Annotated in this window: 16 protein-coding genes; 6 read left to right on the top strand and 10 right to left on the bottom strand. The window is 76.3% G+C overall.

What is annotated here, in order from left to right; genetic code table 11:
* Positions 1-89: 89 nt before the first annotated feature.
* The 3 genes from menD to PHK61_RS07065 form a co-directional block, all read right to left on the bottom strand.
* Complete coding sequence (menD, locus tag PHK61_RS07075; protein ID WP_274280259.1) at positions 90-1,817, bottom strand: 2-succinyl-5-enolpyruvyl-6-hydroxy-3-cyclohexene-1-carboxylic-acid synthase; 1,728 nt, start codon at positions 1,815-1,817, stop codon at positions 90-92.
* 327 nt (positions 1,818-2,144) lie between these two features.
* A complete protein-coding gene (locus PHK61_RS31885) occupies positions 2,145-4,097 on the bottom strand; it encodes a sigma-70 family RNA polymerase sigma factor (RefSeq protein ID WP_337993936.1) in 1,953 nt (650 codons plus the stop codon).
* Complete coding sequence (locus PHK61_RS07065; RefSeq protein WP_274280258.1) at positions 4,094-4,417, bottom strand: YciI family protein; 324 nt, start codon at positions 4,415-4,417, stop codon at positions 4,094-4,096. The genes PHK61_RS31885 and PHK61_RS07065 overlap by 4 nt, the downstream gene beginning before the upstream one ends.
* 148 nt (positions 4,418-4,565) lie before the next feature.
* Between PHK61_RS07065 and PHK61_RS07060 the strand changes: the two genes are divergently transcribed.
* The 3 genes from PHK61_RS07060 to PHK61_RS07050 all read left to right on the top strand — a co-directional run bounded on the left by PHK61_RS07060 (position 4,566) and on the right by PHK61_RS07050 (position 7,647).
* The gene (locus tag PHK61_RS07060; protein WP_274280257.1) at positions 4,566-5,213 is read left to right on the top strand and encodes a DUF998 domain-containing protein; all 648 of its coding nucleotides are present in this window, start codon (positions 4,566-4,568) and stop codon (positions 5,211-5,213) included.
* A gap of 261 nt (positions 5,214-5,474) precedes the next feature.
* Positions 5,475-6,740: a hypothetical protein gene (locus PHK61_RS07055; protein WP_274280256.1), complete on the top strand. Its 1,266-nt coding sequence runs from the start codon at positions 5,475-5,477 to the stop codon at positions 6,738-6,740.
* A gap of 34 nt (positions 6,741-6,774) precedes the next feature.
* A complete protein-coding gene (locus PHK61_RS07050; RefSeq protein WP_274280255.1) occupies positions 6,775-7,647 on the top strand; it encodes a 1,4-dihydroxy-2-naphthoate polyprenyltransferase in 873 nt (290 codons plus the stop codon).
* On the opposite strand, the gene PHK61_RS07045 is transcribed toward PHK61_RS07050, so the two are convergent.
* On the bottom strand, positions 7,640-7,978 hold the full coding sequence (locus tag PHK61_RS07045) for a DUF4229 domain-containing protein (protein WP_274280254.1): 339 nt from the start codon (positions 7,976-7,978) through the stop codon (positions 7,640-7,642). The genes PHK61_RS07050 and PHK61_RS07045 overlap by 8 nt on opposite strands.
* 204 nt (positions 7,979-8,182) lie before the next feature.
* On the opposite strand from PHK61_RS07045, the gene PHK61_RS07040 reads away from it, so the two are divergent.
* Together PHK61_RS07040 and PHK61_RS07035 are read left to right on the top strand one after the other, a co-directional pair.
* Positions 8,183-8,386 carry a BldC family transcriptional regulator gene (locus PHK61_RS07040; protein ID WP_274280253.1) on the top strand — a complete coding sequence of 68 codons (204 nt, stop codon included), beginning with the start codon at positions 8,183-8,185 and terminating at the stop codon, positions 8,384-8,386.
* A gap of 262 nt (positions 8,387-8,648) precedes the next feature.
* Entirely contained in the window at positions 8,649-8,909 is a 261-nt protein-coding gene (locus PHK61_RS07035) for a hypothetical protein (protein WP_274280252.1), read from the top strand.
* A 10-nt stretch (positions 8,910-8,919) separates the two neighbouring features.
* Here PHK61_RS07035 and PHK61_RS07030 read toward each other — a convergent pair whose 3' ends face one another.
* The 4 genes from PHK61_RS07030 to PHK61_RS07015 form a co-directional block, all read right to left on the bottom strand.
* Positions 8,920-10,266, bottom strand: coding sequence for a MinD/ParA family ATP-binding protein (locus PHK61_RS07030; protein ID WP_274280251.1), 1,347 nt, complete (start codon positions 10,264-10,266; stop codon positions 8,920-8,922).
* A gap of 89 nt (positions 10,267-10,355) precedes the next feature.
* Positions 10,356-11,369 (bottom strand): c-type cytochrome biogenesis protein CcsB, encoded by a 1,014-nt coding sequence (ccsB, locus tag PHK61_RS07025; RefSeq protein ID WP_274280250.1) that lies wholly within the window; start codon positions 11,367-11,369, stop codon positions 10,356-10,358.
* The gene (resB, locus tag PHK61_RS07020) at positions 11,359-13,119 is read right to left on the bottom strand and encodes a cytochrome c biogenesis protein ResB (protein WP_274280249.1); all 1,761 of its coding nucleotides are present in this window, start codon (positions 13,117-13,119) and stop codon (positions 11,359-11,361) included. The genes ccsB and resB overlap by 11 nt, the downstream gene beginning before the upstream one ends.
* 5 nt (positions 13,120-13,124) lie before the next feature.
* On the bottom strand, positions 13,125-13,973 hold the full coding sequence (locus PHK61_RS07015; protein WP_274280248.1) for a cytochrome c biogenesis CcdA family protein: 849 nt from the start codon (positions 13,971-13,973) through the stop codon (positions 13,125-13,127).
* A 361-nt stretch (positions 13,974-14,334) separates the two neighbouring features.
* Here PHK61_RS07015 and PHK61_RS07010 point away from each other — a divergent pair, with 361 nt between their 5' ends.
* Positions 14,335-14,508 carry a hypothetical protein gene (locus tag PHK61_RS07010; RefSeq protein WP_274280247.1) on the top strand — a complete coding sequence of 58 codons (174 nt, stop codon included), beginning with the start codon at positions 14,335-14,337 and terminating at the stop codon, positions 14,506-14,508.
* Positions 14,509-14,526: 18 nt separating this feature from the next.
* On the opposite strand, the gene PHK61_RS07005 is transcribed toward PHK61_RS07010, so the two are convergent.
* Together PHK61_RS07005 and PHK61_RS07000 are read right to left on the bottom strand one after the other, a co-directional pair.
* Complete coding sequence (locus tag PHK61_RS07005) at positions 14,527-14,940, bottom strand: zinc-ribbon domain-containing protein (protein WP_274280246.1); 414 nt, start codon at positions 14,938-14,940, stop codon at positions 14,527-14,529.
* Positions 14,941-14,993: 53 nt separating this feature from the next.
* Positions 14,994-15,569 carry a redoxin domain-containing protein gene (locus PHK61_RS07000; RefSeq protein WP_476287384.1) on the bottom strand — a complete coding sequence of 192 codons (576 nt, stop codon included), beginning with the start codon at positions 15,567-15,569 and terminating at the stop codon, positions 14,994-14,996.

Here is a 15,569-nt window from a genome sequence, read left to right as displayed (position 1 = left end):
CTGCATCATTCCTGATCGTCCGTGGTGACCGCGTGCGGAGACGACCGGGTCACTGTCCCGGTCCACCCGTGGCGCACACGGCCCGGTCGCTAGTCCGCGGCGCTGAGGGCCTCGCGGACGGCGGCGGCGGAGCGTTCGCCCGCCGCACGCCGGGTGCTCCGGTCGATGGCCACCTCCACCACCCGGGTGCCCGGCCGCCCCGTGGGGGTCAGCGCGTCCGCGAGCTCCGCGGGCGTCGCCCGCCGGTGGAGCACGTGGTGGGCGGCGCAGAGCGAGGCGAGGTCGGTGCCGTGCGGGGTGCCGAAGACCCGCTCGAACGCCGCGGCGTACCGCGGGGCACCCTGCTCGAGGGTGGTGAAGATCCCGCCGCCGTCGTCGTTGGCCACCACGACGGTCAGCTCGCCCCGGGGCTCCTCCGGGCCGACGAGCAGGCCGTTGGTGTCGTGGAGGAACGTGAGGTCGCCGAGCAGCGCGTAGGTCGGCCCCCGGTGCCCGAGCGAGACGCCGACGGCCAGCGAGACCGCGCCGTCGATGCCGGAGACGCCGCGCGCGGAGTGCACGGTGACGTCGCCGCGCGGGACGGCGGCCAGCGCGACGTCGCGGATCGGGGCCGACGAGCCGACCACGAGGTGGGCACCGGAGGGGAGCGCGGCGACGGTGGCCGCGGCGAGCGCGGGGCCGTCCTCGCCGGGGTCGGCGGCGATCACCGCGGCGGCCCGCTGCGACGCCTCGGCCCAGGCGCGGGCGAAGTGGAGGTCGGGCTTCCAGTCGTCCGGGTCGGGCAGCGCGCCGACGGCGGAGACGGCGCCGGCCACATCGGTCCACCCCGGCCGGGGTCGCCCGCCGGTCGGGGCGATCGCGGGCACCGCGAGGACCTCGATGCCCGGGTCGGCGAGCAGCCGGGAGATCGAGCGGTGCAGGGTCGGGCGGCCCAGGACGACGACCTGCTCGGGGCGCAGGTCGTCGCGCAGCCCGTCGAGCGCGGCCGGGAGCACCCACGTGCCGGCGTGCAGCACCCGCCCGCCCTGCGCGTCCGACCACAGCGGCGAGGTGGGCTCGGCGATCACCGGCACGCCCTCGGGCAGGCGGGTCCCGGCGGGCACCGCGGCGCCGCCGTAGCCGGCGACGACGAGCGTGCGGGCCCCGGCGCGCAGCGGCAGCGGGGCGAGCACCGACGTCGGCGGCGCGGCGATCGTGCGCGTCCACGGGGCCGCGTCGGCGCGGCCCGCGAGCGTGGGGTCGGGCTCGCCGGGGGCGTCGTCGGCGGGGTCGAGCAGCGGCTCGCGCAGGGGCACGTTGAGCTGCACGGGGCCCGGGTCGCCGCCGCTCGTGCCGGCGGCGCGGTCGAGGGCGCGCGCCACGACCGCGCGCCAGGTGCGCGCGGCGCCGGCGCGGTCCTCGGCGACGGGCATGGTGATCGAGGCCCGAGCGGCCTCGCCGAACAGGCCGGCCTGGTCGATGGTCTGGTTCGCGCCGCTGTCGACGAGCTCGACGGGCCGGTCGGCGCTGACCACGAGGAGCCCGACACCGGCCCGCGAGGCCTCGAGGACGGCGGGGTGCAGGTTCGCGACGGCCGTGCCGGAGGTCACGACGACGGGGACCACCCGCCCGGACACCGCGCCGAGGCCCACCGCGAGGAAGCCCGCGCCGCGCTCGTCGATGCGGACGTGGAGGCGCAGGCGCCCGTCGCGGTCGGCGGCGTCGAGGGCGACGAGCAGCGGCGCGTTGCGCGAGCCCGGGCACGCGACCGCGTCGGTCACCCCGGCCCGCACCCACTCGTCGACGACGACGTGGGCCTGCGCGGTCGAGGGGAACACGCTCTCCACGGTAGGGGCGTCGGGCCCGGCGCACCCGCCCGGCGGGGGTGATCCCGGCCCTTGATCGGGTTCGGAGGGGACGTCTCGGCGGTGCGAGCGATGCGGCATCGCTGGCGTGTGACGCCAGGATCGCCACATCCTCGGTGGCACGACACGCCGGAGTGGCGGACGCGGGGTGGGGTCGGGACGAAGCGGTGGCCGTCGGGCAGCTCCGGGTCGAGCAGGCCCGCCAGGGCGTCGTCGGGCGCAGGACAACCGCCGACCGACGTCGAGCTGGACGTCGGCGCCCCGTGGTCGGAGAAGGCCGTCGCCGCGGCCGGACCGGGCTCACCGCCCCGCGCGCAGCCGGCGCAGGGTGGCGCCGCCGGAGGAGTGCTTGAACAGGTACTCGGCGCGCTCGTAGGACAGGCGCGCGCGGCCCGTGTCGGGACAGCGGTCGGCCGGCTCCGGGGTGCGCGCGGGGCCGGGGCGGCGGTCGGCGAGGAACACCGGTCCCCGCGCGCGGCCCGCGAGGAGCTCCTCGAGCAGGCGGGCGGTGCGCGAGCGCCACGTCACCGCGCGGTCGTGGGTGCTGCGGTCGTCGCGGTCGAGATCGCCGACGTCGAGCGCCAGCACTGCCCGCACCGGCGCGCCGGACTCGTGCAGCAACGACCACAGCGCGCGCTCGCGCACGGGGACGGCGGGGTCGTCGCAGAGCGCGGCCACGCGGTCCGGGGTGACGGGCGGCGTCGGCACCGACGAGGAGGACCGGCGGACGAGGTCCGACGCCAGCTCGGGCCGCCCGCACCACGCCGCGAAGGAGCGCACGGCCGCCCGGTGGCGGTTCCACGTGGCGGGCGCGGCGGTGCCCCACGAGGTCGTGAGCACCCGGGCGACGTCGGCGGCCGTCGTCGCGGCGAGCGGCGTCGTGCCGCCGAGCCCGCGGACGAGGCGGCGCAGCGTCTGCCCGTAGGCCCGGCGCGCGGGAGCGGCGAGCCCGTCGAGGAACCGCGCGGCGACCTCCTCCAGCGTGGGTCCGGCCGGCGCGGCGACCAGGTCGGCCGCCCGCGCGTCGAGGAACGCGCGCTCGGCGTCGTTGCGCGTCAGGGCGGCCGCGCGGGCGTACTCCCGGCGGGCCTCGGCCTCGCGCCCGAGCCGGGCGAGCAGGTCGGCGCGCACCCCGGGCAGCAGGTGGTAGTCGCGCAGGCGGGGGTCGTCGCGCAGCGCCTCGACCAGCGCGAGCCCCTCGGCGGGTCCGCGGGCGCGGGCGACGGCGACGGCCCGGTTGAGCGCCACCACGGGCGTGGGCAGCTGGGCGGCGAGGCGGTCGTAGAGGGCGGCGATCGCGGCCCAGTCGGTGTCCTCCGCGCGCCGCGCCTGGGCGTGGCAGACGGCGATGGCGGCCTGCAGGACGTAGGGCCCCGGAGCTCCGCCGAGGTCGCGCGCGCCCAGATCCCGCGCACGCAGCATCGCGGTGAACCCGCGGCGCACGTGGACCGGGTCCCAGCGGCCGCGGTCCTGCTCGTGCAGCGGGACCGGCTCGCCCGCCGGACCGGTCCGCGCCGCGGCGCGCGAGGCCTGCAGCTCCATCAGCGCGAGCAGCCCGTGCACCTCGGGCTCCGACGGGGCGAGCGCGGCGAGCCGGTGGCCGAGCCGGAGGGCCTGCCCGCACAGGTCCGGGCGCAGCAGGTCGTGCCCCGCGGTCGCGGCGTAGCCCTCGTTGAACAGGAGGTAGACCACCTCGAGCACCGACGACAGGCGCGCCGCCAGCTCCTCGCGGTCGGGCATCGCGAACGCGGCGCCCTCCTGCGCGAGGGTGCGCTTGGCGTCGGCGATGCGGCGCCCGACGGTGGCGGCGTCGACGAGGAACGCCCGCGCGATCTCGTCGACGGACAGGCCGCCGAGCAGCCGCAGGGTCAGGGCGAGGCGGGCCGCGGTCGGCAGCACCGGGTGGCACGACAGGAACATCAGCCGCAGGACGTCGGCGTCCTCGTCGGCCGGGACGTCGTCGGCCTCGGGGGTCGCCGCGAGTGCCGTCCGCGCCCGCTCCGCCCGGTCGGCGCGCCGTAGGTGGTCGACGGCGCGGCGCTTGGCGACCGAGGTCAGCCAGGCGCCGGGGTTGTCGGGCACGCCCTCGGCCGGCCACTGCTCCAGCGCCGCGACCAGCGCGTCCTGCGCGAGCTCCTCGGCCAGACCCACGTCGTGGACCATCCGCGTGAGGGCGGCGACGATGCGGGCGGACTCGAGCTTCCAGACCGCGTCCACCTGCGCCGGCAGGCCGCCCCCACGCGCGGGGGTCACGGACCCATCACCCGGTGCAGGACGCTCGACCCGTCACCGACGATCCGCCGGAAGCGCCGCGAGACCTCGAGGGCCTCCTCGTGCGACGAGACCTCGACGAGCGCGAAGCCCAGGATCTCCTCCTTGGCCTCGACGAAGGGGCCGTCGGTCACGGTGATCTCGTCGCCCTGCGAGGTCATCACGACGCCGCCGGGCTCGAGGCCCCCGGTCGCGATGAGGATGCCGGCAGCGGTCATCTCCTCGATGAACGCGCCCATCTCCGCGAAGAGGGCCTCGTCGGCCGCGCGGCTGTTCTGCCCGGTGGTCATCAGGTAGCGCATCTCGGTCTCCTCGGTGCGTGGTGCGGAGTGCTTCCGGCTCCACGTCGATCGCGCCGATGTGGCAGGGAACGGCCAGTGTTCCCTGTCGTACCAGCTCCGGCGACGTCCCGGCGAGAGTCCGATCCACCCCGCCGAGGAGGCACCCGGGATGACCACACCGACCGTCACCGCCACGAGCACCACCACCCGCACCCGCCTGGCCGCCCTCGCCGCCGGGCTCCTCGGCTGGAGCGCCGTCTCCCTCGCCCAGGCCGCCACCCGGGAGGGCTTCGACCTCCGGGTCCACCCGCTGAGCCTGCTGTCCACGGGGGACCTGGGCTGGCTGCAGATCACGAACTTCGTGCTCGCCGGCCTGCTCACGATCATCGGGGCGAGCGGCCTGCGGAGCGCGCTGCAGGGGACACCGGGCGGCGTGTGGGCGCCGCGACTCGTCACCTCCGCCGGCGTCGGGCTCGTGCTGGCGGGCGCCATGGTCATGGACCCGGGGGCGAACTTCCCCGTCGGCGCCCCGGCCGACCTGCCGCTCGTCACCTGGCACGCCTACGGCCACATGATCGCCGGCACGATCTCGTTCACGTCACTGATCGCCGCGTGCTTCGTGCTCGCCCGCCACGTCGGCCGCGGCGGGCGCCGCGATCTCGCCGTCGTCTCCCGGGCCGCCGGCCTGGCGCTCGTCGCCGGATGGGGCTGGGCCATGACCGGCGGCGCCGCGGGGACGCTGACCCTCGCGATCGGCGCGATCGCCGCCATGGCCTGGATCGCCGTCGTCGCCCTACGGCTCCGCCGGGCGAGCTGACCGCACCCACACCTCACCCAAGCTTCACCCACAGGGACCTCGGATGCCCCGCACGTCTGCACCACGCACGCGTCGCCGTCGAGCCGACACGCCGAACGGGTGGCACACCACTCGACCGGATGACAACCCATCGAGCGGATCCCGCGGCGGAACCGTCATCCCGACCCGGGGCGGCGCCGTTGGCGGGAGGTGCGCATCGCTCCGTCCCGTTCCCTGGACCGGGTCGTCGCGACGCCGCGGAGGCGACGGACCGGACTCGTCGTGGCCGCCGGCGTCCTGACGACCGCCCTGACCCTCGCCGTCGCCGCGCCCGTCGCGGTGGCCGACCCCGTGACGCCACCCGGCCCCGGCACGTCTGAGCCCGTGCCCCGCGACGACCGCGGCACGCCGGAGGAGGACGGCCCGCAGCGCTGGGCCCCGCCGCTGGCGGGCGCGACGACCGGCGTCGAGGTCACCGCGGGCACCGCGCGCCTGTCCACCTCCCGCGACGGCACCGAGACCGGGCCTGCCGCGCTGCGCGGCGCCGAGCGCCAGGGCCTGCTCGACCTCGGCGCCCACCAGTTCGCGACGCCGGTGAACCGCATCGAGGCGCCCGTCACCGGCGACGTCCCGCCCGGCACGCAGGTCGCCGTCGACGTCCGCGGGCAGGGTCCCGACGGGCAGTGGACCGAGTGGATCCCCGCCGCGCCCGGCACGCCGGCGATCCTCCCCGAGCCCACCCGCACCGTGGCCGCGCGCCTCGCGCTGATCGGGCCCGCCGGCGGGACGGGGCCGGCGGTGCGCAGCCTCGAGATCCGCGCCGACGAGGTGCCGACCGACGCCCGCACCATCACCCCGCGGGCCAGCTACCGGGTGTTCGCCACCCGCGAGGGCCTCGTCGGCGGGACGACCGCGAACGGGCACCGGATCGTCGCCGATGACCAGTTCGTCGCGCTGCCCTCCCGGCGCGCCCTGTCACCGAACGGCAGCGGCGACTACAGCGTGCGCGTCTGCACCGACGCCGGCCGCTGCGCGACCGTGCCGGTGTGGGACGTCGGGCCGTGGAACACCAAGGACGACTACTGGAACCCCGCGGACCAGCGCCAGCAGTGGAAGGACCTGCCGCAGGGCCGCCCGCAGGCGCAGGCCGCGTTCGAGAACGAGCACAACGGCGGGCGGGACGGGTTCGGCCGCCAGGTCAGGAACCCCGCGGGCATCGACCTCGCCGACGGCACCTTCTGGGGTCTCGGGCTGCGCGAGAACGCCTTCGTCACCGTCGACTACCTGTGGACGGCCCGGGCGGCCGCGCTCGGCCGGGCCGTCACGGGCGGCGCCGGGCCGGTCGTCGAGCGCACCGGCGCGGACGCGGCGGCCGCGGACGGCGGGGTGGTCGGCGACGGCGCCCAGGTCGAGATCCAGTGCCAGGTCGCCGGGACCCCGGTGGCGGGCAGCCAGGGCACGAGCAACCTCTGGCTGCGCACCCGGCCCGACCACTACGTCCCGGCGGCGTGGATCCAGGGCGCACCTCCCGTCCCTCCCTGCACGTAGGACCGACGGCCCGGGCCCACTAGGCTCGCGGCCCGTGGCGACCGTCGCGCAGTGGGTGGAGGGAGCGCGGCCCCGCACGCTGCCCACGGCCGTCGCGCCGGTGCTCGCGGGGTCCGGGGCGGCCGCGGGCGTCGCCGGGTTCGACCCGGTGGCCGCCGTGCTGGCGCTGGTCGTGTCGGTGGCGCTCGTCATCGGCGTGAACTACGCCAACGACTACTCCGACGGCGTGCGCGGCACCGACGACGACCGGGTCGGCCCGCTGCGCCTCGTCGGCTCCGGGCTGGCGCAGCCCTACAAGGTGCGGCAGGCGGCCTTCGTGTGCCTCGGGCTCGGGGCGCTCGCGGGGATCGCGCTCTCGCTCTACAGCGGGCACTGGTGGCTGATCGTCGTCGGCGCGGTGTGCCTGCTCGGCGCGTGGTTCTACACCGGCGGCTCGCGCCCCTACGGCTACCGCGGGCTCGGCGAGGTCGCGGTGTTCGTGTTCTTCGGCCCCGTCGCCGTGCTCGGCACCGAGTTCACCCAGACGGGTCGGGCCAGCGGGCTCGGCGTCGGCGCCTCGGTGGGCGTCGGGCTGCTCGCGTGCGCGGTGCTCGTCGCCAACAACCTGCGCGACATCGGCTCCGACGTCGAGACCGGCAAGCGCACGCTCGCCGTCGTCCTCGGCGACCGCGACACCCGCGTGCTCTACGCCGCGCTGGTCGTGGTGCCGCTCGGCATGACGCTCGTGCTGAGCCTGCGCGCCTGGGGCGCGCTCGCCGGCCTGCTCGCGCTGATCCTGCTCGGCCCCGGCCTGCGGCGCGTGCTCGCCGGCTCGACCGGCCCGCAGCTCATCCCGGTGCTGCGCGACACCGCCCTGGGCCTGCTCGTGTGGTCGGCGGCCACGGCGCTGGGCCTGGCGCTCACGTAGCCGGGCCGTCGTCGGTCCCGACGTCACCGCGCAGTTCCGCTCGCAGGCGCTCGCGGCGGTCGCGGCGGGTCGCGGTCGCGGCCTCCACCTCGGCGTTCAGGCGCGCGCGCAGGCCACGGAAGAGCACGAGCGACAGGGGCAGGGCCACGACGATCGCGACGAGCAGTCCCACGAGCAGGGGGAGGCCGACGGCCACGAGCACGCCCGCGATCACGGCGACGACGAGCAGGCGCGCGCCGACGTAGAGCACCACCGCCAGCGCGACGCTGGCGGGCGTGCCGGCGGCGGGCGGGGTGGACGTGGTGGTGGACCCGGGTTCCTGGGAGGTCACACCCCCAGGGTAGGCACCGGCCGACGCCACCGTGCGGGCTCGTGGGACGCCCACCTCGTCCGGTTTCGCCCTTTATGGTCCCTTTACCTGGATACAAGCGTTCGAGTACGTACGGGGTCCGGTGTCACGATTCGCTGCGTTACGTCCGCTCCGCCCGCCGGACCGGTGCGGGCCAGGTGTGAGGGACAGGGAAGGTGGAGTGACATGACCATCACTCACGACGCCAGCGAGCGACTGATGACCCCGGGTGAGGTCGCCGCGATGTTCCGCGTCGACCCCAAGACCGTCACGCGGTGGGCGTCGGCCGGCCGCATCGGCTCCATCCGCACGCCGGGTGGGCACCGCCGCTTCCGCGAGTCCGAGGTCCGCACGCTGCTCGACGGCCTCACGAGCGAGGCGCACCACTAGTCTTCGTCCGACGATGCCGGGTGGCCGGCGGCCGCACTGCCGCCGGTCACCGACGGTTCCCGGTCGACGCGCGCTGCGCCGTCCCGGGGCGTCACCGGCACCGCCGGTGACGCGCGTCCCGCTCGTCCCCGGCACCCGACCGTCACCCGACGGCCACCGCTCGCACGCCACGCGGACTTCCGGTCCGACCGGTAGCGTGGTGGATGCCCGGTCCGCAGTCCCACCCGTGGACCGGTGACGGCGAGATGCTGGAGGCGTCCGAGTGATCCCGTTCCTCGTGGCCGTGCTGGTCCTGGTCGTCGTGGGGACGTTGCTGTGGAAGGTGATGGCCGCCCAGGCGGCCCAGGCCGGCCACGACGGCGGCCCCGGCGGCATGGTCCAGGACGCTCCCACCGGCCCCACCCGGCAGGCGACGCCGCGGCGCCCGCAGCGCCCCCGCCGCCCGGTGGCCCCGGACGACGACCCCGAGTTCCTCAAGGCGCTCGACGAGAAGATCCAGCGCGAGGACCCGCCCTCCCCGTAGCGGGCGCGGATCAGCGCGGGAGCACGGGGCGCCGCACGCGCGAGCCGGCGCGGCCGAAGTCGTCGGCCACCGTCGCCGCGAGCTCCAGCAGCGCCGAGCGGGTGCGCGCCGCCAGCTTGTCCAGCTCGATCTCCGCGCCCTCCTCGAGGTGCGGGTCGAACGGCAGGCGCACCACGGCGCGGCAGCGGGCCGCGAAGTGGTCGGAGACGCGGTCGAGGTCGACGTTGCCCGACGAGCGCCGCACGTAGTTGATGACGGCCACCGAGCGGGACACCAGGTCGCGGTAGCCGTGCGCGTCGAGCCAGTCCAGGGTCGCCGACGCGCTGCGGGCCCCGTCGATCGACGCCGACGACACGATCAGCAGCGAGTCCGCGACGTCGAGCACGCCCTTCATGGCCGAGTGCATGAGGCCGGTGCCGCAGTCGGTGAGCACCACGTTGTAGAAGTGCTCGAGCAGCGTGACCGTGCGCCGGTAGTCGACCTCGCTGAACGCCTCGGACACCGCCGGGTCCTGCTCGCTCGCGAGGATCTCCAGGCGGGACGGGCCCTGCGAGGTGTAGGCGCGCACGTCGGAGTAGCGCCGCACCCGGTCGGCGTCGCGCAGCAGGTGGCGCACCGTCGCCGTGGTCTCGAGCGGGATCTTCTGGCTGAGCGTGCCGCGGTCGGGGTTGGCGTCCACCGCGATGACGCGGTCGCCGCGCAGGGACGCGAACGTCGAGCCGAGCGTGGTGGTCATCGTGGTCTTGCCGACGCCGCCCTTGAGGCTCAGCATCGCGATCTTGTAGCAGCCGTGCAGGGGCTGGTTGACCCGCGCGATGAGCTCGCGGCGGGCGGCGTCGCCGAGGCTCTCCCCCGGGTTGATCAGCCCGCCGGAGCCGACGAACAGCGCGCGCCGCCAGCCGGTCTGCGGCGGGCGCTTGCTGGGCCGCAGGAGGTGGGCCGACGACAGGTCGTCGGTGCTCGGTCCGCCGGCCGGCGGCACGCCCGCGCCGCGGCCCGGCGTGGTGAAGCGCCCCGAGACGGGGGCGCGGTCGGCGGGCGGGGGGCTCCCGGGCGGGCCGGCGACCCGGCCGGTGGGGGCGGCGCCGACGCGCGGGGCGAAGGGACGGGGCTGCGCGGCGTCCCCGCGGGCGGCCTCGGCCGTGTCGACGCGCCGGGTGGTGTCCGGCGAGTCCGGCGCGGCCGCGGCACCGGGGGGCTCGTCGGTGCTGCTCACGGGCGCGGCGGCCGCGGAGGACTCCGACCGGTCCGTGGCGGGAGCCCCGGGGGTCGCCGTGGTGACCGGCGACGACTCGGACGCACCGGGCGCGGCGTCTCCCGCCCCGCGCTCGGCGCCGGTGTCGTCCCTGGCTTCCATCCCCACGGTCCTCCCTCGTCGCGTGCGCGCCGCACCGTATCCCGTCGGGAGATCCTGGACGAACGGGAGAACGGGATCGACTCCGAGGATCACCCCACGCCGGCGTAGGAGTGCAGTCCGGTGACGACGAGGTTGACGAAGAAGAGGTTGAAGACCATGACCGCGAACCCGACGACGTTGATCACCGCGGCGCGGGGTCCGCGCCAGCCGGCCGTCGAGCGGGCGTGCAGGTAGCAGGCGTAGACGATCCAGGCGACGAACGCCGTCGTCTCCTTGGGGTCCCAGCCCCAGTACCGGCCCCACGCCGCCTCGGCCCAGATCGCGCCGGTGATCACCGCGAACGTCCAGACCGGGAAGGCGATGGCGGTGGCGCGGTAGGCGACGCGGTCGAGGACGTCGGCCGACGGCAGGCGCGCGGTCCAGGTCAGCCGCGTGGGGTCGTTCTCGTGCACGCGGCGCAGCAGGTAGAGCAGGCTCGCGACGCCGGCGAGCAGCAGGATGCCGGAGGCGATCACGGCCGCGGACACGTGGATGGCGAGCCAGTACGAGCGCAGCGCGGGCACCACCGGCGCGGTCTGCGTGTAGAGCACCGTGCCGGCGAGGAACATCAGGACGACCACGGGCAGCAGCACGAACGCGCCGAGGCGGCGCAGCTCGGGGCGGCGGCGCAGCACGACCAGCCAGGCCCCCACCGCGACCAGGCAGATCGCCGCGGTGAACTCGTACATGTTGCCCCAGGGCACGCGCTGGGCGGCCAGCCCGCGCACCACCAGCATCGCGAGGTGCAGGCCGAACCCGAGCACGGTGAGCGAGACCCCGGTGCGCCCGAAACGCTCGGCCTTCGTGCGGGGCGGGCGGGTCGGCGTGGACGTGTCGTGGGAGCCGAGATCGGCGGCCGCGGCCGCACCCTCGCGCGAGAGCCCCGCGCCCGTGCCGGCGGTGGCCGCGGCCGCCACCGGCACCCGGGCCTCCTCCTGCTCGACCCCCGTGCGCCGCAGCAGCGCGTGCTCGACGGCGTGCAGGATCATGGCGAGCACGTAGACCGCGAGCGCGGACTCGAACAGCAGATCGCCGAACTGGCCCAACGCTGCGTCAACGACCATCGTCGTCGTCCTCCCGGTCATCGTCCTGCGGTCGGGGCTGCTCGGCGGCCGGCCCGTCGGGCCCCTCGAGGGCCTCGTCCGGGACGTCCGGGTCGGGCTCCGTGCGCCCGGTCGGGTCCCCGCCGGGATCACCGCCGGCACGCGGCGGGGCCAGCTCACCGGCGAGCCGCCCGAACTCCTCGCCGTAGCCCGCCCGGTCGGTCCGGGCGAGTCCGCCCAGGCTCACCACCGTACGACCTCCTGTCGTAGACGGCGCGCCAGGGCTCGCCCGCAGCCAGAAGCGCCGCCGGCGCACGGTCAGCGAGAGGGTCAGCCCGCCCAGGAGGGCGATCGCGGCGAGGAGCACCGCGGTCTGCGCCGGGTCGTGGGACACCTGCAGCGACACCCAGTTCTCGACGCCGTCGAAGCGGATGCGGGTGCCGTCGTCGAGCGCGATCTCGCCGCCGGGCTTGACGTTCTCGCGGGCCACCCGCACGAGGCGGCCCTGGTCGACCATCGTCCGGTCCACCTCGAAGATCGACTGCGCGCGGCCCGAGTCGAGGCCCAGGTCGCCGCGCATCACGTCGACGGCCGCCTCGGGGTCGTTCAGCGCCGGGAACACCGAGGTGACCAGGCCACCGCCCGACGAGGTGGGCGCGAACAGGCCGGTGATGGCGAGCTGCGAGCGCCGGCGCTCCGACTCGTCGGTCACGCCCGGCGGGTCGATCTTGGTGGCGCCCTCGGAGAGCAGCGTCGCCTGGTCGACGGGCCGCCACTGGATCAGCCCGACCCGCTGCTCGCCGTTCGGGAAGGTGACCGTGAACCGCGGGGCGTAGCCGTGCCCGAGCAGGTAGACGCGCTCGCCGTCGACACGCAGCGGGTCGTTGACGGCGAGGTCGTGCGACTGCCAGTCGGTGTCACCGCGCTCGACGGCGTCGGTGTCCTGGTAGCGGACGTTCGCGTCGAACGAGTCGGGCTGGCCGTCCGGGCGGAAGCTGGCCCGGAAGTCGTCGACGATCATGCAGAACGGATCGAGCCCGGTGCCGTCGACCTGGAGGCCGGGGCGGAACGAGTCGTAGGCGTAGATGCCGGAGTTGCAGAACTCGCTGCCGTCGGCCATGACGATGACCTGGCCCTCGTACCCGAAGAGCTTGCCGACGGCGATGCCGCCGAGCAGGGCGACGAGGCTGAGGTGGAACACGAGGTTGCCGACCTCGCGCAGCGCGCCCTTCTCCGCCGACAGCGTGCGCACGCCGCCGGGCTCGGAGCGCACCGCGACCTTCCAGCCGCGCAGGCGCCGGCGCGCGGCCTCGACGACGGCGTCGGGGTCGTCGTCGGACGTGCTCTGCGCGTGGTGGGGCAGGCGCGCGAGGTTGCGCGGCACCGACACCGGCTCGGCGCGCAGGCCCCGCACGTGCTCGAACGAGCGGGGCAACAGGCAGCCGATGAGCGAGATGAACAGCAGCAGGTAGATCGCCGCGAACCACGGGGTGGCGAAGACGTCGAAGAACCCGAGGTCGTCGAGGATCGGGCCGAGGGTGGGGTTCTGCGTGAGGTAGTCGTCGACGGCGTTCGGGCTGGGCGTGCGCTGGGGCAGCACCGCGCCGGGCATCGAGGCGACCGCGAGCAGGAACAGCAGGATCAGCGCGGTGCGCATGCTGGTCAGCCCGCGCCAGGTGTTGCGGGCCAGGGCGAGCGCCTGCCGCACCCGGGGCGGTCGCGCCGGCGGCGGGCCGGCGTCGCCCGGGGGCGCCGGGAGCGTGGTGGTCATCAGGCCTACAGGGGGGTGGTGAAGCCGGCGACGGGGCCGCGCAGCAGGGCGACGATCTCGGCCCAGAGGCCGGTGGCGAGCAGCAGGCCGACGACGACGAGCGCGACGCCGCCGACGATCTGGATGCGGCGGCTGTGGGTGCGCAGCCAGGCCTGGGCCCGGACCGCGCGCCCGGCGCCGAGCGCGATCAGCACGAACGGCACGCCGAGCCCGAGGCAGTACGCGAGCAGCAGGACGATGCCCCGGACCCCCGCGGACCCCGAGTCGGTGCCGCTGGCCAGGGCGACGACCCCGGCGAGCGTCGGCCCGAGGCACGGCGTCCACCCGAGCCCGAAGGTGGCGCCGAGCAGGGGCGCGCCGAGCAGGCCGGTGCGCGGGATCCAGTGCGGGCGGGTGTCGCGCTGCAGCGCGGGCACGAGGCCGAGGAAGACCAGCCCCATGGCAACGGTGACGACGCCCCCGATGCGCTGCAGCAGCGCCTCGTTGACGAGCAGCGCGTCGGCGAGCCACACCACCGACCCGAGCCCGACGACGAACACGACGGTGAACCCGAGGACGAACAGCGCCGCGGCCCCGGCGACCCGGAAGCGGCGCAGCCGCCGCGGGGCCGCGGTGGCCGTACCGGCGGCGGGGAGCTCCCCGGTGACCGCCGCGCGGCGCTCGGCGTCCTGGACGCGGACCTCGTCCTGCGTGACCGCCGGCGCGTCCGCCCCGACGAGACCGGCGAGGTAGGCCAGGTAGCCCGGCACCAGCGGCACCACGCAGGGCGAGGCGAAGCTGACCACGCCCGCCGCCACCGACAGCAGCACGGCGAGCAGGACGGGGCCGGACGTGGCCACCTCGGTCAGGTTCATGGCGCCGTCCAGGGTAGGACGCCGCGGTCGGGCGTGCGTGAGCGCGGGGACCGATCTCCGACGATGTGTCGTAGAAGACCGGCCAGCGCGACGATCAGCAGGCTGGGGAGCACCGCGCAGGGGCCCCCGGAGGTGCCTCTCGACCTGCTGATCACGGCGGGGCGAGCGGGCCCGCGGAAATTCGCTCGCGCCGCCCGCGGAGGGCTCCTAGCGTCTCCGTCGTGCTCGTCGACTCCTGAGGACGCCGGGACCGCACCGGTCCCCGTGTCCGACCCCGCTGCCCCTCATGCCGCCCGGCGCGGTGCCCCGCGCACCCCGGGTGACGCCGGCGGCGTCCGTCCGCACCCCCAGGAGGTCCCGTATGCGCACCACCGATCCCACGCCGCCGGCCAACCGCGCCGCGCGCCGCGCCGCCGCGAAGGGCCGGTCGGCCGGGTCGACCGGCCAGCCGGCCGCCCCGCGCGTCACCGGCCCGCGGCAGCGCACGAAGCCGGTGCACCACCGCACGGACTTCGCCGCACGGCGCAGCGGCTGACCGGCGAGGAGCGACTCGTCAGTTGTGCCTCGCGTGGCCGTTGCCGTTGCCGCCGCCCTGCGGCGGCGCCGGCCAGGGCGCGGCGCCGGGCATGCCCGGCGCCGCGTCCTGCTGCGGGTGGGGCTGCTGGTAGGGGCCCTGCTGGTACGGGCCCTGGTACTGCCCGGGCAGCGGCGGCGGGCCGGCCGGCGGCGCCGACGGCGCGGTCGCGAGCTGCTCGGCCTGCCCCTTGTCGATCCACATCAGGAACCCGCAGGCCGTGCACTGCGTGGCGTACCGGACGCGGACCGGGAAGAGCGGGATGAAGAAGAGCGTGAACCTGGTGACCGCCCGCAGGATCGCGGTGGCGGCCGAGCGGTGACAGTTCGCGCAGGTCAGGACGACCAGCGCCAGCTGCGTGACGGTGCGGCGGGTGCCGAAGATGAGCAACACGTACCCCCGGGGAGCGGTCCTGCCGGTGAGCTTCTCAGATGGCGCGCGACCAGTCAGCCGGCCGGCGCCGGCTCCGCCGCGACGCGGTCGACCACGGGCTGGAGGTCCTCGGCCAGGATCGCGGTGAGGAAGACCGCCGCGACGCGGTGCCGGCGGTCCAGCACGATCGTCGAGGGCACCGCGTTGCGCGGGTAGCCGCGCAGCGCGAGCAGCGAGCGCCCCGGCGGGTCGAAGATCGACGGGTAGACGACGCCGCGGTCGCGCACGAAGTCGGCGGCGGCGTCGCGCTGGTCGCGGACGTCGATGCCGAGGAACTGCACCCCGCGCGGCGCCGACGCCGTCGCGACCGCGTCGAGCGCGTCCGCCTCACCGCGGCAGGGCCCGCACCACGATCCCCACACGTTGAGCACGACCACCTGCCCGCGGTAGGCGTCGGTGGACAGCGTCCGGCCCGGCTCGAGGAGGCTCTCGCCGCTGATCGGGGTCAGCGACCCCCGGGTCTCCGGCGGGTCGTAGACGACGGTGGTGCGCCCGCCGGTGCCGTTGAAGACGAACTCGCCCTCCGCCGCCCCGGACGAGCACCCGGCGACGAGCAGCAGGCCCGCCAGCGCCAGCAGGAGCACGCGCAC

Source organism: Actinomycetospora lutea (assembly GCF_028737205.1).
Lineage (GTDB): Bacteria > Actinomycetota > Actinomycetes > Mycobacteriales > Pseudonocardiaceae > Actinomycetospora > Actinomycetospora lutea.
The sequence above is the reverse complement of the archived record's forward strand: the minus strand, read 5'-3'. Positions and strand labels throughout refer to the sequence as shown.